The sequence below is a fragment of the Saccharibacillus brassicae genome, assembly GCF_006542275.1.
GTDB classification, from domain to species: domain Bacteria; phylum Bacillota; class Bacilli; order Paenibacillales; family Paenibacillaceae; genus Saccharibacillus; species Saccharibacillus brassicae.
Map to the genome: position 1 here is coordinate 5,309,084 of NZ_CP041217.1, position 19,917 is coordinate 5,329,000.

At 56.0% G+C, this 19,917-nt stretch carries 17 protein-coding genes; 6 read left to right on the forward strand and 11 right to left on the reverse strand.

Features of this window, described 5'->3' with window-relative positions:
• Positions 1-3 precede the first annotated feature (3 nt).
• The 4 genes from FFV09_RS22170 to FFV09_RS22185 are packed head-to-tail and all read right to left on the reverse strand — an operon-like array spanning position 4 to position 4,769.
• Complete coding sequence (locus tag FFV09_RS22170) at positions 4-1,692, reverse strand: ABC transporter permease (protein ID WP_141449871.1); 1,689 nt, start codon at positions 1,690-1,692, stop codon at positions 4-6.
• Entirely contained in the window at positions 1,689-2,747 is a 1,059-nt protein-coding gene (locus FFV09_RS22175) for an ABC transporter ATP-binding protein (RefSeq protein WP_246098412.1), read from the reverse strand. The genes FFV09_RS22170 and FFV09_RS22175 overlap by 4 nt, the downstream gene beginning before the upstream one ends.
• The gene (locus FFV09_RS22180) at positions 2,744-3,868 is read right to left on the reverse strand and encodes an ABC transporter substrate-binding protein (RefSeq protein ID WP_246098413.1); all 1,125 of its coding nucleotides are present in this window, start codon (positions 3,866-3,868) and stop codon (positions 2,744-2,746) included. Before FFV09_RS22180 ends, FFV09_RS22175 begins: the two co-directional genes overlap by 4 nt.
• Positions 3,869-3,881: 13 nt before the next feature.
• Positions 3,882-4,769: a hypothetical protein gene (locus FFV09_RS22185; protein WP_246098414.1), complete on the reverse strand. Its 888-nt coding sequence runs from the start codon at positions 4,767-4,769 to the stop codon at positions 3,882-3,884.
• 144 nt (positions 4,770-4,913) lie between these two features.
• Here FFV09_RS22185 and FFV09_RS22190 point away from each other — a divergent pair, with 144 nt between their 5' ends.
• Positions 4,914-5,804: a helix-turn-helix transcriptional regulator gene (locus FFV09_RS22190; protein WP_141449872.1), complete on the forward strand. Its 891-nt coding sequence runs from the start codon at positions 4,914-4,916 to the stop codon at positions 5,802-5,804.
• A 790-nt stretch (positions 5,805-6,594) separates the two neighbouring features.
• On the opposite strand, the gene FFV09_RS22195 is transcribed toward FFV09_RS22190, so the two are convergent.
• From FFV09_RS22195 to FFV09_RS22205, 3 genes are all read right to left on the reverse strand, one after another.
• Positions 6,595-7,461 (reverse strand): hypothetical protein, encoded by an 867-nt coding sequence (locus FFV09_RS22195; protein ID WP_141449873.1) that lies wholly within the window; start codon positions 7,459-7,461, stop codon positions 6,595-6,597.
• A 140-nt stretch (positions 7,462-7,601) separates the two neighbouring features.
• Positions 7,602-8,501 carry a 3-hydroxyacyl-CoA dehydrogenase gene (locus FFV09_RS22200; RefSeq protein ID WP_141449874.1) on the reverse strand — a complete coding sequence of 300 codons (900 nt, stop codon included), beginning with the start codon at positions 8,499-8,501 and terminating at the stop codon, positions 7,602-7,604.
• Positions 8,502-8,619: 118 nt separating this feature from the next.
• A complete protein-coding gene (locus FFV09_RS22205) occupies positions 8,620-9,588 on the reverse strand; it encodes a phosphotransferase family protein (RefSeq protein ID WP_141449875.1) in 969 nt (322 codons plus the stop codon).
• Between the two features lie 98 nt (positions 9,589-9,686).
• Here FFV09_RS22205 and FFV09_RS22210 point away from each other — a divergent pair, with 98 nt between their 5' ends.
• Positions 9,687-10,448, forward strand: coding sequence for a DUF6199 family natural product biosynthesis protein (locus tag FFV09_RS22210; RefSeq protein WP_141449876.1), 762 nt, complete (start codon positions 9,687-9,689; stop codon positions 10,446-10,448).
• Positions 10,449-10,529: 81 nt separating this feature from the next.
• On the opposite strand, the gene FFV09_RS22215 is transcribed toward FFV09_RS22210, so the two are convergent.
• Complete coding sequence (locus FFV09_RS22215; RefSeq protein WP_141449877.1) at positions 10,530-11,174, reverse strand: HAD-IA family hydrolase; 645 nt, start codon at positions 11,172-11,174, stop codon at positions 10,530-10,532.
• Between the two features lie 129 nt (positions 11,175-11,303).
• Entirely contained in the window at positions 11,304-12,209 is a 906-nt protein-coding gene (locus tag FFV09_RS22220; RefSeq protein WP_141449878.1) for a LysR substrate-binding domain-containing protein, read from the reverse strand.
• Positions 12,210-12,401: 192 nt separating this feature from the next.
• Between FFV09_RS22220 and FFV09_RS22225 the strand changes: the two genes are divergently transcribed.
• Genes FFV09_RS22225 through FFV09_RS22240 form a run of 4 tightly spaced genes read left to right on the forward strand, consistent with a single transcriptional unit; the run spans position 12,402 to position 17,639 of the window.
• Positions 12,402-13,493 (forward strand): ABC transporter ATP-binding protein, encoded by a 1,092-nt coding sequence (locus FFV09_RS22225; RefSeq protein WP_141449879.1) that lies wholly within the window; start codon positions 12,402-12,404, stop codon positions 13,491-13,493.
• A gap of 57 nt (positions 13,494-13,550) precedes the next feature.
• Complete coding sequence (locus FFV09_RS22230) at positions 13,551-14,639, forward strand: ABC transporter substrate-binding protein (protein WP_141449880.1); 1,089 nt, start codon at positions 13,551-13,553, stop codon at positions 14,637-14,639.
• 1 nt (position 14,640) lies between these two features.
• Positions 14,641-16,320, forward strand: a complete 1,680-nt coding sequence (locus FFV09_RS22235; RefSeq protein ID WP_141449881.1) for an ABC transporter permease — start codon at positions 14,641-14,643, stop codon at positions 16,318-16,320.
• A complete protein-coding gene (locus tag FFV09_RS22240) occupies positions 16,317-17,639 on the forward strand; it encodes an MBL fold metallo-hydrolase (RefSeq protein WP_246098415.1) in 1,323 nt (440 codons plus the stop codon). Before FFV09_RS22235 ends, FFV09_RS22240 begins: the two co-directional genes overlap by 4 nt.
• 145 nt (positions 17,640-17,784) lie before the next feature.
• On the opposite strand, the gene FFV09_RS22245 is transcribed toward FFV09_RS22240, so the two are convergent.
• Positions 17,785-18,447 carry an HAD-IA family hydrolase gene (locus tag FFV09_RS22245; RefSeq protein ID WP_160441649.1) on the reverse strand — a complete coding sequence of 221 codons (663 nt, stop codon included), beginning with the start codon at positions 18,445-18,447 and terminating at the stop codon, positions 17,785-17,787.
• Positions 18,448-19,229: 782 nt separating this feature from the next.
• Entirely contained in the window at positions 19,230-19,916 is a 687-nt protein-coding gene (locus FFV09_RS22250) for a pyridoxine/pyridoxamine 5'-phosphate oxidase (protein ID WP_141449883.1), read from the reverse strand.
• Position 19,917: the final 1 nt, after the last annotated feature.

Sequence of the window (19,917 nt, forward strand, 5' to 3'; positions counted from 1 at the left end):
TTACTAACGCTGCTGCCGATATACAAACAAAATGGCCGCGGTCGATACGAGCATGATCAGCACCGAATAGACAAAGCTTAACATTTGCGCTTGAGGGTCCGCTTCAGGAGAAGTGGCTGCATGCAGCACGACGCCCAGCGGCTGATAGAACGGATGGAATAAAAAGACGGACAGATCGTATTCGGCCAGCAACCCGATAAAGTTCAGCAGAAACACGGACAGCACAAGCGGAAGCAAAATCGGGAACAGCACTTTCCAGTACAGACTCCACGCCGAAGCTCCCAGATTTTTGGCGGCTTCTTCCAGCGTTCCGTCCATACCGGCGTAAGCGGCTTTGATCATGCGCAGCGTGAACGGGGTCACCAGAATCAGGTAGCCGATGCCCAATAGATACACCGTTCCCGTCAACACCGTACCGCCGACGAGCGGATTGGAACGATTGAAAGTCATGAGCAGCCCGAGCGCGATCAGCGTAGACGGCAGAAACCACGGGATTTGCAGCGCAAATTCGATGCCTTCCGTCCAGCGATTGCTCTGCTTCGTAATCAACCTCCCGATCCACAGCATGAGCAGCACGATAACCAAACTCGCGGCGGCCGCATACCCGATACTGGTGAACAGAGGCTGAATGCCCGCTACCGATTCGAACACGGCTTGGTAATGGTCCAGCGAAAAATGGCTCGGGTCGAACACTCCGGCGTACAGGTCGGTTACCGGCATAAAAGAGAAGCCGATCACGGCGAGCAGCGGCGCGATTTGAACGACAGCGATCAGATGCGCGGCGACCGTAACCGCGATACGCACCCGCGGAGAACGAATCGTTTGTTTGACCAGATTCGTTTTCACTTTGGATACGGACAAGTACTGCCCCTTTTTTTCGATCCGAATCGAAATGAGCAAAGCGACCACGGTGATGCAGCCGAGAAAAATAGCGAGTACGGCCGCATAATTCCGGGTCGTTAACGTCTGCGAAAACGAATAAATCAATGTGTTGATCGTCTCGAAGTGCGGCCCTCCCAAAATCTGCGGGGTAGCCAGCGCGGAAATGCCGCCAATAAAAGCGATGATCGAGGCCGCCAACAAAGCCGGCTTCAGACACGGCAGCACGATTTTCGTCAATACTTTCAATTTGCCTGCTCCGATATTGCGCGCCGCTTCGATCGTCTGGTTGTCGATCGAACGGAGCGAATTGCGTACAAACAAAATATAGGTAGAAGTGCCGGCAAAAGTCAACTCGATCAACACTGCCCAAAAACCTTGAAACCAGGAGGTCGGCAGCCCCGGAACGAGCGCCGTGACAAATCCTTTGCTGCCGTACAAAAAGTTGTAAGCCATGACAAGCACCATTCCGTTGCAAATAAGCGGGGAATGATAAGCGATCGCCAACCAGCGGCTGCCTTTGATATGGAAATAGTCCAGCACCAGAATTTGAAACAAACCGAGTACGGCTACCGTAACCGTCAGGCTGCCGCCCAGCAGAAGCGAGTTGCCCAGACTGCCCATCGCGCGGTCGGAAGCCACAATATTCAGGATCGGCTTCGGATCGAACAGCCCTTGAGGCATCATCGTCGTATGGATCAACGATAAATTCGGATAGACGAGAAAGGTGAAGATCGCCCAGAGAAGGCCGAGACTTAGACCGATCGGCACGATCGCTCGCTGCGGCCGATAACGAATCGACTTCTTGTTCATGGCGCATGCCGATCCGTGAACCGGATCAGATCGCTTTTGCCGATGTACAGCCGTTTGCGATCGCCTCTCCGTATGGCCGGGTCGACTTCGTTGGATAGGCAGCCGATCTGTTCGTCGTCTACGCGGAAGATGCGCTTGACGTTCAATCCGTAAAATTCCTCGATCTCGAATTCGGCATCCAGTACATAATAATCAGCCGCCAGCCGCTCGGGAATCCGTTCTTTGACATGTTCGGCACGTACATAAGCCCGCTCCCGGGAGTGAAGTTCGAAATCGGCGTTCGACTGCTTGAGCCGGGCGACCGTGGACGGATGCAGCCGATTGGCTTCGCCGATAAAGTCGACCACGAATTCGGAGGCCGGGCGGTAATAGATGTCGTGCGGCGTGCCGACCTGTTCGATCGCACCCGCATTGAATACGGCGATCCGGTCCGAGAGAATCAGGGCTTCTTCCTGGTCGTGGGTGACGTAGACCATCGTGACGCCGGAAGCGGCCTGAATTCGTTTCAACTCGCCGCGCAGCTTTTTGCGCAGTCGGGCATCCAGATTGGAGAGCGGCTCATCCAGCACGATAATGTCCGGATTGAGCGCCAGCGTACGCGCGATGGCTACCCGCTGCTGCTGTCCGCCGGACAATTCGGTTATCGGCTTGTCCAACTGCTCGTCTGTCAGGTTAACCAGATGCGCGACCTCTTCCAGTCTGGTGCGAATCCGGTCTTTGGGCCATTTCTGTTCTTTCAGACCGAACACGATATTTTGTTTGACGGTCATCGTCGGGAATAACGCATAGTTTTGAAAAACCATGCCGATCTTCCGCTGTTCGACCGGCATATGCGTAATATCGATTCCGTTTACGTGAATGCTTCCCTGCGTCGGTACAAGGAATCCGGTAATCGCTTTTAAAGTCGTCGTTTTGCCGCAGCCGGAAGGACCCAAAAAGGTGAAAAATTCGCCTTTTCGGATATCCAGCGACAGATTTTGAACGACCGCTTTGCGATTGAATCCGATTTCGAGCCCGTCAAGCCGGATCATCTCTTCGCCCCCGTTCGGATTCATTGGATGTATTCCAGTTGGATTTTGGCTGTCCATTGATCCATCATCGAATTGACGTACTCCCAATCCGCGTCCTGCGGTTTCGTTTTTTGCAAGACCGTTTGCATAAACGGATCGATTTGCGCCTGCGCTTGTTCGTTGACGACGAGGCTGCCGTATCGGGAAGCGTAATCGCCCATCGGTTTGGCGCTGCCGAGCCAGTCGGCAAAACGGATCGATTCTTCCACGGCGGCGGAATTGCCGCTTCGGATCACGCCGAGTTGATTCGTATTCGTCGGTTCCCCGGTCCGGCTGTACAGAATCAGCGGTTCCATTTGATACGTATCGATAAACGATTTGAGGCCGGAAGCGTAAATGTAAGAGATCGGAATTTTTCCGTCGACCAGATTTTGCGCTTCTTTTTCGCTTTTGGGCGTTGCATAGCCGTGTGCGAAATACTGCTTGATCGCTTCCCAGCCGGCCGCGGAAACGCCAAGTTCGCCGGCCGGATCGAGATATTGGGCCAGAATGCCGCCGATCACGGCGCGGTTGGTCGTACCGCCAAAGTCTGTCGGAACCGCGTATTTGCCTTGGAACTGCGGGTTTTCCCATAAATCCTGATAGCTTGTCGGCGCGGATGCTGATGTATACAATTTCGGATTGGCGATCAGCAGTTTGGGCTGAAGTTCATAAGACCAGCTGTAATCGCTGCGAGGGACGCTTCCGTCGATTTGATCCGCCCACCGAGGCTTCCACGGTTCCAGCGCATGGGCATCCTGCATGGATTTGAACATCGTATCGGCCGGACCCCAGACTACGTTCAGGGTCGGATTATTGACTTCGCCGATGACGCGCGCCGTCAGATCGCCTCCGCCGAGTCCGACCAGCGTAATATCGAATCCCGCTTCTTTGGCGGCGGCTGCCAACCATTGGTCCCGTCCGTCCCCCATATTGTTCGTTGCCACGATAATCGGTTGTCCGGTCGGCTGTTGGGCCAAAATGTCGGCCATGTTCCGCTCGGGCGACGCATTGGTCGCGCCGGCGGCCGCGCCGCCCGGCGCCGGGCCGGCTGTCGGTGCGCATGCCGTCAATACGAGACCCCACATAAGCAGCATGACACTTAACGAAAGCTTTAAAGTTCTCACGTTAATCTTCCTCTCAAATTTGGAATTTGACGTACGTTCGATCGTCGAAGCTTCCGGCCTGCGCGGTTCTGCCTTTGGTGGAACGATACTGTTTGTAGCACAGCGGATCTTCCCGAAGCTGCTTTTGCAAACGATCTTCGGTCTGTTCAAGGGTGGATTCGAGCCAGGGATAACCGTCGCTGGCCAACACGATCTCGTGCGGTTCTTCGTCCAACTGGAAAATACGCAGCAGGCGCTCCGGAACCGGTTCTCCGTTCAGCACGGCATACCCGTAATCCGGGATATTGCGATTGGCGAACCGGCACGCTTGCTGAATCCACGGCAAGATAAAGGATCGGCCCTCGTCTTCGCCAGTCGGCGGGTCGTTCGGGTCGTTTGATCGAGACTCGTGCAGCGTCAGGATCAGACTGCGCATTTCGGACAACACGCTGTCGCTTTTTTTGGGATTTTCATGATGCCGACCGTCAATCAGAAGCTGGCAATCTCCGATCAACCAGATTTGTCGGTAATGACGGGAATAAACAGCGGCGACCGCTTGAAATTGTTGTTCGTAAGGACGAAGAGGAGACAGCGAACGCCATTTTTCCAGAAAATCCTCGTTCACCGCATCCACGAATTGATAGACGGTCGTTTGAGGCGGCAGCTGTTTAATCCGCTGGCGCACCATTTCCATCGCAAGTCGGCCTGACGTTTTTTCGTCGTAACGCATCGGTATTTTGCTCGTTACGCCATCGACCACAGCGATAAAATGATCGGTGACGACCAGGGCATCTTCGTTGGCTTCTTTTTGATTTTTGCTCACGCTGGTGTGTTGGATAATGTGGATGATAGGGCTCCTTTCCGGTCGCGGCCTGTTTGGTTTTGCCTCTGTATTGTAGCTCCGCCGCTTCGCGAAGGGCATGTTCAAACCTCTTCGAAAGATTGCAATTCGTCTTTTGGACGCGGCGGAGTCGAATTCATCAAAAAATGACGTTTGCCTTCATCGCAATTTACGTATAACAGGTATAGTTGGGAGTGCCACGAAACGATAAAGACGGAGGAGGTCATGAACCTGAAGATGATCCCTACTGCGTATGCCAAGAAGCCGAGCATGGAACAACGCGACTATCAGATTCATTACAATCGCGATACCGCGCTCACCCCGTTGAAAAGCCGGTTAAAAAGCCACGTTCATCCGCATTACGAACTGTATTTTCTAATATCCGGCCAGGTGAATTACCATGTGGACCCACACCGGTTTGCGCTGAAATCTGGAGATATGATCTTGATTCGTCCGGGCCAGCCGCATCACGCGGAACTGATTCAGTCGAAAGATCCGTATGAGCGTTATATCTTGTGGCTGCACCCCTCTTATTTGGAAAATAGCTCGACGGAATCAACCGATTTGCAGATTGCTTTCAAAAGTATTAATTTTCAAGACAGCCATTTGAGCCTGAGCGGCGATATGATCGTGCTGCTGGACAATTTGCTGCATCGGATCTGGGTCCAATCGCAGTTGCAGGAGTACGGAGCCGACCTGCTGGCCCGCATTTACATCAAAGAACTGCTCATCATAGTAGCCCGCGCCAAGTTGAACGATCCACCCTGCGAACGATCCAAGCCTTTGAACAATGAGAAATTGCTCGCCGAGACGCTGGACTATATCCATGCACATATTCACGAAGCGATGACGGTTGAGCATATTGCGAATCATTTGTTTGTCAGCCGGTCGTTTTTATCGAAAATGTTTACCGCAAACATGAACATCTCGCTGCATAAATATATCGTCCAAAAAAAGATGAGCTTTGCCAAACAGGAACTGCTGTCCGGGGAGTCCATTCATCTCATTTGCGAAAAATTCGGCTTCGGGGATTACAGCACCTTCTATCGGGCTTTTCAACGCGAGTTCGGCATGTCGCCGCGGCTGTACGTGCAAAGTATGAAGGATGTCCGGTAAGACGGAATTCGTATCGGAGTTTCCCGCCAGAATGTCTTCAGAAAAAAATGTGAAGTTTCATAATTATTATTATGTAAACTACAAATCAGAGAAGCGCTGCGCTATTCGAGGCGGTTTTGGAGGAGGTCATTTTAAAGGGTTAAACTAGAAATTCGCTCATTAAAACCCTTCGATTAAGGTGGGAAAGGAGCCGGATTCCGATAAACTAATCGATTTAAAAGGAAACAGCGTATAATTTATATTATACGCTGTTTTTTTAATACTTAAAAAGCTTCTAAATTGCAGATCGAAGGATCTTTATTCCCTCCTCGAAAACGGCTTTTAAACCCGCCAATTCGGCATCGGTCCAGCTTGAAGTGAACCGTTCCCCGTCTTTTCTCAAGCTTGGAGGATTGGTTCCGTAGAAAAGGCGGTCGTAAATGTATGAATTCTTTGCGTGATTTTCGCAAAAATTAACTCCGATCGAATAAGCGACATCGCCCATGATGTTCCAGAAATCGAGAAACTCGTTACAGTCCACGTATCCTGTCTTATGAATTCATTCTTCATGTACATAATTATAGTTATGTAAACTATAATTATTCCTTGAAGGCCAAAAATAAAATTACGATAAATTTAAAGCCGGTCTCCGATATGCGGAATAACGAATAAAGCGGATCTCTGTATTCTTGCATTTGCCTCCCCCGCTTCGTTCATTACGTACAGATATGCACAAAAAAGACGAAGAGCCGCAGCTCTCCGCCTTCTCTATTCTTCTTTTCCGTGCCTCTAACCCTGTCCGAACCCCGGCTCAGTACCGATCCAGAATCGTATTCGTCTTGAGCGAATCGGCCGGAATCAACCAGCCTTCCGCATTCAGCTCGTCCATCAGCTCGGCCCGGTTGGCGGCAGCTGCCGAATAATCGTCCGTTTTAAAAGAAATCTCGATCAGCGGCTCGGTACCGGTGCCGGAAGCGTTCAACAGCGGCAGCACTTCGATATCGATCTCGACTCCGTTGAACTCGCCGGCATACTTGGTCACTTCGATCGGACCGTGTACGCGGGATTTTTTGAGCGTGTCTTTGCCCCAACCGTTCGAACGCGTCTTCTCCAGCTTGCCCGGGATTTCTTTGACGAGCAGTTCCAGCGCTTTGCTGGCGGAAGGCAGGATCAGGCCGGTGGAGGCTTTGACCTTCTTCGTATTGGAGAAGCCCAGCGTCTGTTTGCCGTAACCCCAATCGACTTCGGCTTCGTAATTCGTGTCGGAAGAATCGAATCCTGCGGCGTTTGCAGCGCTCAGGGCGGCGTCGATCTGTCCGTTTTGCACCGCGAAGCGCTTTTTGTACGTCAGTTCGTAGTCGCTTTTGTCTTCTTTTTTACGAAAACGCACGTTCCAGCCTTCGCCGTTCAAGTCCTGGGCATTCGTGTCGAAGTATTCCACCAGTTGGCGCTTGGGCGCGGACGTAATCTCAAAAGCCGCGTTGACCGAAGCTTGCAGCGATCCGTTTGCGTTCAGCACGTCGCTTGAATCGAGCAGGAATTTTACTTCGTAAGTCGGTGTCGCGTTCGAAGCGGCATGCGCCTGCGGCGCGGCACCCCAGCTCGTGAAGAGAACGGCGGCGCTCAAAGCGGTAACGGTGAGCTTTTTGGTGAATGCGTTTGGACTTTTCGTGTTCATTGCGGTTGATCCACTCCTTCGAAGGTTGGGGTTGATTACCTTCTCACTTTAAAGGGGCAGGATCAGGGCGAAATGAACGCGAACGCGGATTCTGGTAAAAAATGGCCATACTTTGCTGATGGAACCCAAGATTTTATCGATTAAGGCTTCAAAAATCCGGGTTCCAAATAACTCGGATTCGGATACGTATAGAACCCTTCTCCGGTCGCTTTGCCGAGTTTGCCCTGATCGACGTAGTCGTTCTTGAGCAGGTCCGCGACGGCCTGATACGCTTCGTCGCCGGTATGCTCCGCACGGGTGCGGGCGATATGGTAGGCGGTGTTGATGCCGACGATATCGAGCATGCCGAACGGGCCGACAGGAGCACCGGTCGCGACCATCCACGTTTTGTCGATCGTCTCGATATCGGCGATGCCGGTCACGAGCAGCTTTTGCGCCGAACTGAGCAGCGGAACGAGCAGCGAGTTCACGATGTAACCGGCTTGTTCTTTTTGCAGAGGAAGGGCGACCATGCCGATCTGTTTGGCGAACGCGACGACGTCATTGAAGACGTGCTCGTCGGTTGTCGCATGCTTCATGATCTCGGCGGTGTTGTTTTTCCAGATCTCGTTGGCAAAATGCAGCGCCAAAAATTGCTCCGGACGGCCGGTGGCGTGCGCAAATTGGCTCGGCAGCAGCGTCGACGAATTGGTCGCGAAGATCGTATGCGCCGGAGCGGCCAGAGCCAATTTTTGATAGAAGTCGATTTTGATCTCGAGCGATTCCGGCACCGATTCGATGACCAGATCGGCGTTCGCCGCCGCCAGAGCAAGGTCGCTTTGGAACGTGAACCTTGCCATCGCCGCTTCCAACGCTTCGTTGGTTGCGCCCAGATCCGCTTGATAGAGAGGCTTGAGCTGTTCAATCCGTTCTTTGGCCCGGTTCAGTGCTTCGTCGTTAATATCGTAGACCGTAACCGCAAACCCGTGAAAAGCGGTCTGAAAAGCGATTTGACTGCCCAACACGCCGCTGCCGGCGATCAAAATATTCGTATATTCCATTAGTCAAACATCTCCTGTATTTTAAAATGAACGCGTCCTATAAAAGTTGATCACAACTATATTGTATCCTACTTTTATATAAAGTCAACTTCAAAGTTTCAGAACGACATTTTAATGTTCAGTCAGTCTGATCCAGTACCAACCCGGCACTATATTTCGCCCACTTGGCGAACTTGCCGGTCTGCTCCGGCGCGCAGTCGATCGCCCACCGCACCGTATCGAACGAACGCAGCAGCATAAGCTCCCGGGCTTCGCTGAGCTGTTCGGGCGAGAGTCCGTACCCTTCCGCAAACGCGCCGAACTGCGCCGCATCCGGGGTTCCGTCGCGAAACTGCGTCAGCATGAGCTGGATCACGTCACCATGAGGGACCGGATATACTTCCGCGCCGCCCCAATCGAGCAGCGAGATGGCGCCGTCCTCTTCGCCTTCTGCCTGTTCTTCTGGGTCTACCAGCACGTTTTTGGCCGACAAATCGCCGTGAATCAAGCCGAAGCGGAACGTTTGCGCGGCCAATTTTTCGAAAATCGCTTTGGCCTGCTTCGACTGCGTCTTCGTGATCACGCCAAGACCAAGCAGCGGGTCCGACTCGGTCAAGCTGTCGATATTGTACCGGATATAACCGTGCCAACTGCCGTCCGAACCCGGATGCGGCGGATTCAAGAAGAGGCCGTGCGCGGGATCGCTCAGCTCTCCTCCGTATCCCTGCACCGGAATCTCATGAATGACGCGCGCGTATTCGCCGAGCCGCCGCCAGATTCGGATGTCCGCACCGGCCGTCTCCAATCCGTTCTCGCCTTCGACGAAAGATTGAAGCATATACGCCTGTCCGTCTTCGATCCCGATTGCAAGCACCCGGGGACCCGGAATGCCGGCTGCGGCCGCCTGTTCGAGACACCATTTTTCTTTGGCGTATTCCGTATAAGAATCGGCCTGATTCAGACGAACGATTGCTTTGCGCCGCTCGGTGTCGACCCGGTAGACCTGATTGACGAAGCCCAGGCCGACGATAAGCGCAGCGGAAACGATTTTTTCGTCGTAAAAACGGCTGACAATCTTGGCGGCCAGCTGCTGTAGCTCTGCGGGCATGGCGTTCCCCTCCTCCTCTGTTTGAGATCAAGAACTTGTCGTTAATAATAGAAAGTCTGCGCTTCTCGTGCAAAATGTTCAGAAAGGTGGAATTTATCGTGAAATACTCCGATTCCGGGACCTCTTCTTCCGCGTTCGGCGCGGTTTCGAGGAACTTCCTGCAGCGACACAAACGCCGCATCGCGATCATTCTTTCTATTTTGGGACTGGTCGCCCTGATCGTTGTGATCCATCATTTTAACTCGAAAGGGTTCGATTTGGACGGCAGCCGGTACACTTCGCAATCCGTACAGGGCGATACGGCCTTTTATCAAGCCCGTTTCAAGCCTCCGATTGAAGTCCGCCGCGATTCGTCGGGCCGGGAGATCCGGATCAAGGACCAGACGTACCGAATCACGGAGGGAACCTATTCGGGTTCGGAAGCAGGCGTGGATCTTGTGTACACGGTGGCTTATCCGAACGGCAGCAGCCGGCAGGCCGCCGTATGGAACGGTTTTCTCGTGAATCTCGACGGCCGCGGCGAACCGATCATCATGACGGTATCGGCTTCTTCAACCGACAAGCCGTCCGACGCGAACGGCCGCTCCGCCTATACGGCCGCCCAGCTCGTTGCGGCCGCTTACCCGCAGTTCCATGAGAAGCCCGGCAATCCGGCGATTTTCGTCGCGCTGCTGCTGTTGGCGGCTTTCGGCGGGTGCTTGTCGCGCTACCGACGGTTTCAGGACTTCCTGTTCAAGCTGCGCGGCAGCGGACTCTGGGTCCGTGATCCCGAACCGAGCGAGTTTTATTACGCCATGAGCCGCTTCGGCGGGATGGCGATCCTGGTCGGGGCATTGTTCGCTTCGCTGTTTCAACTTTAGTTCCATAATAATGATTATGTAAAAAAGTTTAACACTAAACAGATCAAGGCAGCCCGGAAGCAGCAACCGGACTGCCTTTTTTTATAACACCCCGGCATTAAAGCCCTGAATCGCGGTCAGCACTTCGCCGGGACGGGAAGCCATGAAATCGGGCGACATCCGGCGCATCGATTCCAGCGAATCGTACCCCCAAGCGGCCGACACCATATTCACGCCGGTTCGGTGGCCCGCTTTGATATCGCGCAGCTCATCCCCGATATACAGCACTTCTTCCGGCTTGAGATCGTTGCGCTTGAGAAAAGTGTTGATCGCCCGGTGTTTGCCGAACAGGCTGCGCGAAGAACGGATCTGCTCGAATTGGTCGATGCCCTGATGCTGGAGAAAAGCCCGGATATTGCGTTCCAGGTTGGAAGAAATGATGCTGAGCGGATAGCCCTGGGCATGCAGCTGTTCGATCAGGTCGCCGATTCCCGGCTTGACTTCCAGCTCTTCGAGGCCGCGATGGTATCCCCACAAAATATTCAAGCCGAGTGCCGGCATCCGGTACAGCGGAATACCGAGCGCTTTGCGCCGCTGGCTGATGGATCGGCCGGCAAAAGGACCTTTGTCGTCGTCGCGGATCGGCCGATAGCCGTGCTTTTTGGCGGCCCGGTTATAGATTTTGCTGATCAGCGGCCGCGAATTGACGATCGTGCCGTCAAAGTCGAAGATGATATGTCGAATCATGATCCATGGCCTCCTTGCATGCCGGGTGTTATGGCGATCGGCCCGGCTGCTTACTCTCTTCTTGTATTACATGCAAAAAAGGGAGCTGAAACAAAAAGATCCCCTTTCTTGCGAACGATTCCGTTTTTCCTACAACGGCGTTTCTCTCAGCCAATCGGACAGATGATCCGTAAATTTCGCCAGCAGCGCCGAACGGTAGCGCTGCTTGTTCGTGACGCTATAGACGAAGCGATTGAGGCCGATGCCCGGGATATTCCTCATCTGGAGCAGGCCGCGTTCGATCTCGTCCTTCACCGCCAGGCGGGACACGAAAGAGACATGCTCGCCGAGCCGCACGGTCTGCTTGATCGCTTCCAGCGAATCGAATTCAAGGTACGACGGCAGACGCCGCGAATGGGTCTCCAGCCATTTCTCGGTCAGGCGCCGGGTACTCGATTCCATCCCGTGCATGACGAAGTAAGACGAAGCGATCTGCTCCGGCGTCGGCTCGGCCACTCCGGCAAGCTTGTGCGAAGGCGCGAAAATAAGCACGAGTTCGTCCCGGCAGATCGGTTCGGCGAGCAGTTCCGGCGATTCCAGCGAGTCGGTCGACGCGATGCCGAGATCGATCTCGTGGCGCTCCAGCATGTCCCGGACAGCGGGCGCGGTCTTGACCGACAGCGACACCTGCACGCCCGGATGGACACGCGCGAAGCGGTGCAGCACGCCGGGCAAAATATAGGTGGCGGGTACGTAACTGGCGCCGATCCGCAGGCTGCCTTTGCGCAGCGTGTCGAACTCGCTTACCGCGCGCTGCGCTTCGCCGGCCAGCGCGCCGATCTTGACCGCGTAATGCTGAAGCGCGCAGCCGGCGTCCGTCAGCACGATTTTGCCCATCCGGGTCTCGAACAGCTTGACGCCGAAGTCTTTCTCCATGTTTTTCATGTGAAAAGTGACGGTCGGCTGCTTCAGGTTCAAAATTTCCGCCACCGTCGTGATCTTGTTATGTTTTTCGAGCAGCTCCACGATCTTCAGTTTGGTCAGATTCAAGTTCATCGTTCGTTGACCTTCCTTCCCTTGCGGGCCTCTCGCGCACCCTTACTATCAGTAAAATCTATGAATATTAACAGAATTCATTGGAAAAATTAATTCTGTGTTGATTTTCCGTTAATACGGGCTGCGAACAAGGACGTTAAACTGAATTTGTAAGCAGCGATGACGCTGACAGTTGACTGAAGCAGGGAAGGAATGGCCATGGACTTATACATTGAAGGATTGAGCAAAACGTTCGGATCGACCGCGGCGCTGCATCCGACGGACCTAACCGTCAAAGCCGGCACGTTCACGACGCTGCTTGGCCCGTCCGGGTGCGGCAAGACGACGCTGCTGCGCATGATCGCGGGTCTGGAGACGCCGGATACCGGCACGATCTCGATCGGCGGCGACTCGCTGTTCGACGCTTCGCGCAAACGCAGCGTACCGGCGCACAAACGCGGGTTCGGCATGGTATTTCAGGATTTCGCGCTCTGGCCGCATATGACCGTGTTCGAGAACGTCGCTTTCGGTCTGCGCACAAGCCGCCGGACACAAGATTTGCAGGGCACCGTCACCCGGGCGCTGGACAAAGTGCAGCTCGGCGCGATGAAAGACCGCTATCCGCATCAGCTCTCCGGCGGACAGCAGCAGCGGGTCGCTTTTGCCCGGGCGGTCGCGGTCGAGCCCAAGCTCGTCCTGTTCGACGAACCGCTCAGCGCGCTGGATGCTGCGCTGCGCGAAGAGATGCGGGTCGAGATGCTGTCGCTCGTCCGGGATCTGGGCCTGACGGCTCTGTACGTGACGCACGACCAGATCGAAGCGATGTCGATGTCCGACGAGATCGTCGTCATGCAGGGCGGGCGGGTGCTGCAGCGGGGCACGCCCGAAGAGATTTACGCGAAGCCGTCGGACCCGTTCGTGGCCCGCTTTATCGGCCGCTCGAATTGGATCGCCCCTTCTTCCGCTCCGGCAGACGCCGCGCAGGCTGCCGACGATCCCGATTCGACTCTTGACCCGAACCCGGATTCGAACAATCTCCGCCCGGAACCGCCCGGCACGCTCGCGATGTTCCGTCCCGAACATCTGCGCTGGGAACCGCTCGGCGAAGGAAACTGCGACGCCTACGAAGTCGAGATCTTGCAATCCAGCTACATGGGCGACCGCTACGAAGTGCATGTGCAGGCCGACGGTCAGCCGGAGCGCTGGACCGCTTACCATGACTGCCGCATCCCGGCGGGCAGCCGTATGACGGTCTATCTCCCCCGCAAGAAATTGCATCGCCTGAACGTTGTGCCGCACGCTTAACCTGTCGTTTGCCCGCTTTCTTTTATACTTAAATCAGATTTCCCAGGAGGAATACTTATGTGGAACCGTACTTTTACCGTAAAAAGCAAACTCGCCCGTACCGCCCCGATCGCGCTGACGCTCGCTTTCGGCATGGCTCTGACCGCCTGCGGCAGCGCAGGCAGCTCGACGCCGACCGCCGCCGCCGACCCGGCCGCCGCTGCCGGAAGCACGCCGGCCAAGCAGACGCAAAGCGCCGACACCAAGCTTACCGTCTACACCGCCGGTCCCGAAGGACTGGCCAACAAGATCATTGAAGGCTACGAAGCCGAAAGCGGCGTAGACGTGGAAGTGTTCCAGGGCACGACCGGCAAAATTCTGGCCCGCCTCGAAGCGGAGAAAAGCAATCCCGCGGCCGACGTCGTCATCCTCGCGTCTCTTCCGGCTGCACAGGGACTCAAAGCCGACGGATTGACTCTGCCGTATCCGGACGCGAAAAACGCGGATAAGCTCAATCCCGACTGGTCGGATGCGGACGGCCATTACTTCAGCGCCAGCGCTTCCGCTCTCGGTATCGCCTACAACACCAAGTTGATCACGACGCCGCCGAAGTCCTGGTCGGATCTGAGCAAGCCGGAATACAAAGACCAGGTGAATATTCCCGATCCTTCCCTGTCCGGTTCGGCGCTCGACTTCATGACCGGTTACCTGAACGCGAACGGGGATGCGGGCTGGTCGCTGTTCGAGAGCTACAAAGCGAACGGCGTAACGCTTGCCGGCGCGAACAAGGAAGCGCTCGACCCGGTCATCACGGGCGCCAAAGGCATCGTCGCTTCGGCTGTCGATTACATGACGTACAGCGCCAAAGCCAAAGGCGAGCCGATCGATATCGTCTATCCGAGCGAAGGTACCGTGATCAGCCCGAGACCGGCCGCCATCCTCAATACGACCGAACACGAAGCCAACGCCCAAGCTTTTATCGACTATCTGCTGTCCGACGAAGCGCAGCATCTCGTATCCGACGCCTACCTCATGCCGGGACGTACCGACATCAAAGCCGAAAACCGGGCCAATCTCGACGAAATTCCGCAGCTGAAGGTAGACTGGGACTGGATGAACGAGAACGGAGCCGACGTGACGGAACGGTTCCTGAAGCTGTTCAAGTAAGATGAACCTTTCTCCGACGCCAAAACCGATCCGGAGCGTGTCGGTCCTGCTGGCCCTGTTGGTCCTGACGCTCCTGATCGTGATCCCCCTGATCCAAATCTTTATCCAAAGCGTGTATCGGGACGGGGAGCTGCAGCTTGCAGCTCCCTTCCGTACGATTGCGGACGCCGATTTGGCCAAAGTGATGCTCAATACGGTCTGGCTCGGCCTCTGCGTCATCGTCGGTACGACGCTGCTGGCGCTTCCGCTGGCCTGGATCATGGTCCATACGCCGCTCGGACGCATCCGGGGACTGGAAGTGATTCTGCTCATTCCGTTCATGACGCCGCCGTATATCGGGTCAATGGGCTGGATTCTGTTTATGCAAAAAAACGGCTACCTGGAACAGCTTGTCCCGGCTCTGGGACGTATCGCCCCTTCCTTCTTCAGCTTCGGCGGCATGATCGCGATCATGAGCCTGCATCTGTTCCCGTTTCTGTACCTGCTGCTGCGCGGAGCGCTGGAGCGGATCGGCGGGAGTCTGGAAGAAGCGGCTTCCGTGCTGGGTGCTCCGGCGTGGTACCGGTTTCGCCGCATCGTCGTTCCGCTGCTGCTGTCGTCGTTCGGCATGGGCGCCATGCTGATCTTCGTCAAGACGATCGCGGAGTTCGGCACACCGGCCACGTTCGGCAAGCGGATCGGCTACGACGTCATGACGTCCGAGATCCATCGGTACGTCTCCAGCTGGCCGATCGATTTCGGCAAAGCGACTTCGCTCTCTTCGCTGCTGCTGAGCGTCTGCCTGCTCATGTGGTACGTGCAGTCCGTCTTGAACCGGCGGTACACGTACAGCCTCGTCGGCGGCAAAGGCTCGCGGCGTTCCGCCGAATCCGGACGCGGCCCGGTCTTGTGGCTGGGCGGATTGTTCGTCCTGCTGCTGCTCGTGTTCTCGATCGGCATCCCCTACTTCTCGATTATCGCGGCTTCGACGATGAAGCTGCGCGGGGAAGGGCTGTCCTGGAGCAACACGACGCTCGACGCGTACCGGGAGCTGCTGAGCTTCGGCACGCCGGGCATGAAAGCGCTCATGAACAGCATCTGGCTCGCGCTGGCCGCTTCGAGTGTCGCCGCCGTGCTCGGTACCTGGTTCGCGCTCACGATTCGCCGTTCCAAAACGGCCAGGCAGCGTTCGGTCGACCTGCTCAGCCTGCTGCCCAATACAGTGCCCGGCATCGTGATCGTCGTCGGCCTGATCCTGCTCTGGAACTCGCCGTGGATGCCGATTCCGCTCTACAACACGGCCGGCATCGTCATCTTGACTTATGTCGTGCTGTTCGTGCCGTATACGGTGCAGTACGTCAAAAGCGCGGCCGGGCAAATCGACGATTCCCTGCTGCAGGCCGGTCAGGTGTTCGGCGGCCGACCGTCGTACCTGCTGGCGCGTATCACGCTGCCGCTGATCCTGCCGGGCATTATTGCCGGCTGGACGATGACGTTCACGATCTCTTCGCGCGAATTGGTCGGCTCCCTGCTGATCCTGCCGCCGTCGATGCAGACGTCGGCCACGTTCATCTTCGCCCAGTTCGAACAGGGACAGGTATCGCTCGGCATGGCGATGGCCGTCGTGTCGGTCGGCTTCACTACCCTTATTCTCGTGATTATGGAGAGCCTCGGCTCGAAAAGAAAGTGGAATGCGCGATGATGAAATTACAGGTATGGGGCGGCGCCGGCGAACATGGCCGGTCCTGCTATCGCATTGTGGGCGAACGCTGCCGCCTGCTGCTCGACTGCGGCGTCAAGAAGGAAGAACGCGGCCTCTACCCGCTGCTCGAACCGGCGGAAATTCCGCAGCTGACGGCCGCTTTTCTCTCCCATGCGCATGAAGACCACGCCATGGCGCTGCCCCTGCTCTACAAGCACGGGTATGCGGGCGAGATCTGGACGACGCGGGCGACGGTTCGCCAGCTGCGCAAAGGATTCGACGGCTGGAAGCGGTTCGTCGCTTCCCGCGGAGGCTTGCTCCCTTACGAACAGGAACATATCGACGCGATGAAGTTTCGCTTCCTCGAAGATTACGCGCCTCCGCGTCAAGCGTTCGACTGGGTCCCCGCACCCGGCGAAGAACCGATTCGCCTCATGTGGGGACGCACAGGACATCTGGCCGGCTCCGTCTGGCTGCGGATCGAAGCGGAAGGCAAGCGGGTGTTCTTCTCCGGCGACTACAGCCGGGAATCGGCGCTGCTGGAAGCCGATTCGCCCGAAAGCCCGGAGGAGAAATCGGGCTTGTCCACGAGGATCAGCGACCTGTCGATCGTGGACAACGCGTACGGCACGGACGACGAGCCGCAGGCGTCCAAGCTGGAACGGCTGCGGACGTCGATCTTGTCTGTATTGGAACGCGGCGGGCGGACGCTGCTGCCGCTGCCGGCGTTCGGACGCAGCCAGGATCTGCTGATCTGGGCGTGCCGGTATCTGTCGCCGTATCCGATCGTCGTCGAGCGGATCATCTGGCAGGGCTTGATGGATCTGCTCGACGATCCGCTCTGGCTGCGTGCGGGAAGCGCGGAGTCGATCCGCCGGTTGACGCAGGACTGCGTCAACCGCCTGATCCTCGTCGATAGCGAGGAAGAACGCGCGGACGCGCTGCGGCGGGAAGGGCCCTGCCTTATCCTGGCGCCTGACGGGATGCTGGAATCGGCGGTCTCGCAGCGTTATCTGGAGCATCTTGCGCCAGGTGCGGATCACCTCGTCGTGCTGACCGGGCACGCTTCCCGGGGCACGCGGGCCCGCCAGCTGCTCGATCGGCAGCTGCCCGGCGTGCGCTGCCGGGTCATGCACCAGTTCTACAAAGTCCATCAAGGCATCGGAGACGTCAGGTTGATGCTGGACGAAGCGCCGGCCTCGTCGGTCGTACTGGTCCATGCGCCCGATACGGACACGCATGAAGTCTGCCGCATTTTGCGAAGCGAAGGCCGAACCGGCCTGTTCTCGCTTACGCCGGGCATGGAAATCGTCATTTGAGCGGCTGATTGACTTGAAAAAGCCCGTTATCCCTCTGGAGGGATAACGGGCTTTTTACTTGATTTTCGACGCTATTTTTGAGGAAGAGATCCAAAGCAAATGCTAAACAAATGCTTGCTTGAAAACTTAAAATAACGCTTACATTTTACAGGGCACCTGCCGCTCTCCCTGCGCTTGCGTTGAACCCTTCGATCGCCGCCGAGACTTCGCCCGGGTAAAACGCCATAAAGTCGGGCGAGAAACGCGTCATCAGTTCCGACGAATCGTAGCCCCAGGCTGCCGCGATCATCTTGATGCCCGAACGCTGACCGGCCTGGATGTCCCGCAGCTCGTCGCCGATATACAGCGCTTCGCGCGGATGCAGCTTGTTGTCGCGCAGGAACGAATGGATAGCGCGGTGCTTGCCGAACAGGCTGAAGCACGAGCGGACCTGTACGAACTGGCTGATCTCGTTATGGCGCAGGAACGAACGGATATTGCTCTCCAGATTGGACGAGATGATGCTGAGCTGGTAGCCCTGTGCGTTCAATTCCCGAATCAGGTCGCCTACGCCGTCCTTGAGTTCGAGCGTTTTGATCTTCCGGCGGTACTCCGAGAACAGCTGGAAGCCGAGAAACGGAAGACGATACAGCGGAATGCCGAGCGTCTTGGAACGTTGGCGTATGGACAGACCGGCAAATGGCTCCGACGTATCGTCGCCGATCGGTTGATAGCCGTGCTTGGCCGCCAGGCTGTTGTACAGCTCGACAATAAGAGGCCGGGAATTAACAATCGTTCCGTCGAAATCGAAGATCACATGCCTAATCATAGTCCATACCTCCTCTGGAAATGTGTTCCTGTCCTCTTTATCTTTATATAACCGTTTTCTTGTCTTATTCTCTATTATAACGGATTTCGCGGACGAATAATGAACAATATCTTTTAATTTCGAATTATTATTTTGCAGCCGGCCTGCAAAACGCAGCTTTCTGCTCGTTTTCTCCGAAATAGCTGCGTGAGAACATCTATTTTGCTTAGTTATGCGTGCGCGGAGTCGAATAACTGCGCAGGAGCACTTATTTCCGGTCATAACTACCGCAAGCTATCTTTTCCCGCAAAATAAGTGGATATAAGCAGTTATTCGGCATTTCTGCGGTTTTCAGCTCGAATAAGTGCTGCTATGCACTTAATAATTTTGAGCCTACGAATCGGGTCGTAATCGAGGCGTAGGCTCTAAGAGATCCGAACAAGTTTGAAGAAGCCGGAAGAGGTCTGAATAGGTATGAAGAAGTTGGAAGAGATCTAAAAAGAAAGTTCTGAAGTTGTCCTAAGAGGTATGAAGAGGTATGAATAAACCCGAAGTTGTCCGAAGGTTGCGTCCGTGATCGTGCCTCCACATGTCCGCGCAGCATAAATTCCCGGCACGCGGCATGCGCACGCAACCTTTCGGCATGCCAAATAACCCGGGCCGCCAAACGGCTCCGGGTTATTCGATCTTTCGTGACTACCCGCCTTTTCGCTACTGCACGCCTTTTGGTGACTACCCGCCTTTACGCTACTACGCCTTTTAACTACCGTATGCCTCATCGTGACTGCACGCCTATCGCTGGCTCAAGGCCACAACAATCCGTGTTCCCACGCACCGTTTGCAGCGAGCCGATACTGGACCCGCGTATGTTTGCGATCCGCATCGGCCTGCCAGAACTCGGCTTCTTCGAGCCGGAGCGCGAACAGCCGCCACAGCGGCGTGACCGCGTCCGCGTCCTGCCGCAGAATCTCCCGCTGCTCGGCGAGCGCCTGATCCAGCTGCGCTTTGCTATCTAAGCGCTCGCTCTGCCGGCCGAGCATGGCAAGTGCCCGCGCTTCGGTCCCGCGCCGCCTCAGATCGTCGGCCCCTTCCTGCGCCCCGGTATCCGTGACGCTGCCGCGCAGGCGGATCTGCCGGCCGAGCGCCGGCCAATAGAAGGTCAGCGCCGCATGCGGCACCTGCTGCAGCTGTCGGCCTTTGCGGCTCTCCAGCCCGGAAGCGAAAAAGAACGTCTCGCCGTGCACGTCTTTGAGAATCAGGACCCGCGCGTCGGGCCGCCCGTCTTCGTCGACGGTAGACAGCGTCGCGGCATGCGGTTCGGCTGCTTTCTCCCCAAGCGCCTGCTCGAACCAGTTCAAGAACAGCTCGCCCGGCCGATCCGGCAGCGCCGACGTCTCAAAAGGATCAAACGGACCTTCCAGCGATTTCAATCCCCGAAACAGCGGATTCCGGTTGTCTTTGCCGCCGCCGCTCGGCTTATGGTCGCCCATC

Bases quoted from the DNA above. Each gene is read 5' to 3' on its own strand.
- FFV09_RS22190 (WP_141449872.1), top strand. From the start codon at position 4,914: ATGAACCTGAAGATGATCCCTACTGCGTATGCCAAGAAGCCGAGCATG.
- FFV09_RS22250 (WP_141449883.1), bottom strand. From the start codon at position 19,916: ATGGGCGACCATAAGCCGAGCGGCGGCGGCAAAGACAACCGGAATCCG.
- FFV09_RS22205 (WP_141449875.1), bottom strand. From the start codon at position 9,588: ATGCCCGCAGAGCTACAGCAGCTGGCCGCCAAGATTGTCAGCCGTTTT.
- FFV09_RS22245 (WP_160441649.1), bottom strand. From the start codon at position 18,447: ATGATTAGGCATGTGATCTTCGATTTCGACGGAACGATTGTTAATTCC.
- FFV09_RS22230 (WP_141449880.1), top strand. From the start codon at position 13,551: ATGTGGAACCGTACTTTTACCGTAAAAAGCAAACTCGCCCGTACCGCC.
- FFV09_RS22170 (WP_141449871.1), bottom strand. From the start codon at position 1,692: ATGAACAAGAAGTCGATTCGTTATCGGCCGCAGCGAGCGATCGTGCCG.
- FFV09_RS22220 (WP_141449878.1), bottom strand. From the start codon at position 12,209: ATGAACTTGAATCTGACCAAACTGAAGATCGTGGAGCTGCTCGAAAAA.
- FFV09_RS22195 (WP_141449873.1), bottom strand. From the start codon at position 7,461: ATGAACACGAAAAGTCCAAACGCATTCACCAAAAAGCTCACCGTTACC.
- FFV09_RS22200 (WP_141449874.1), bottom strand. From the start codon at position 8,501: ATGGAATATACGAATATTTTGATCGCCGGCAGCGGCGTGTTGGGCAGT.
- FFV09_RS22240 (WP_246098415.1), top strand. From the start codon at position 16,317: ATGATGAAATTACAGGTATGGGGCGGCGCCGGCGAACATGGCCGGTCC.
- FFV09_RS22225 (WP_141449879.1), top strand. From the start codon at position 12,402: ATGGCCATGGACTTATACATTGAAGGATTGAGCAAAACGTTCGGATCG.
- FFV09_RS22175 (WP_246098412.1), bottom strand. From the start codon at position 2,747: ATGAATCCGAACGGGGGCGAAGAGATGATCCGGCTTGACGGGCTCGAA.
- FFV09_RS22215 (WP_141449877.1), bottom strand. From the start codon at position 11,174: ATGATTCGACATATCATCTTCGACTTTGACGGCACGATCGTCAATTCG.
- FFV09_RS22185 (WP_246098414.1), bottom strand. From the start codon at position 4,769: ATGCCCTTCGCGAAGCGGCGGAGCTACAATACAGAGGCAAAACCAAAC.
- FFV09_RS22235 (WP_141449881.1), top strand. From the start codon at position 14,641: ATGAACCTTTCTCCGACGCCAAAACCGATCCGGAGCGTGTCGGTCCTG.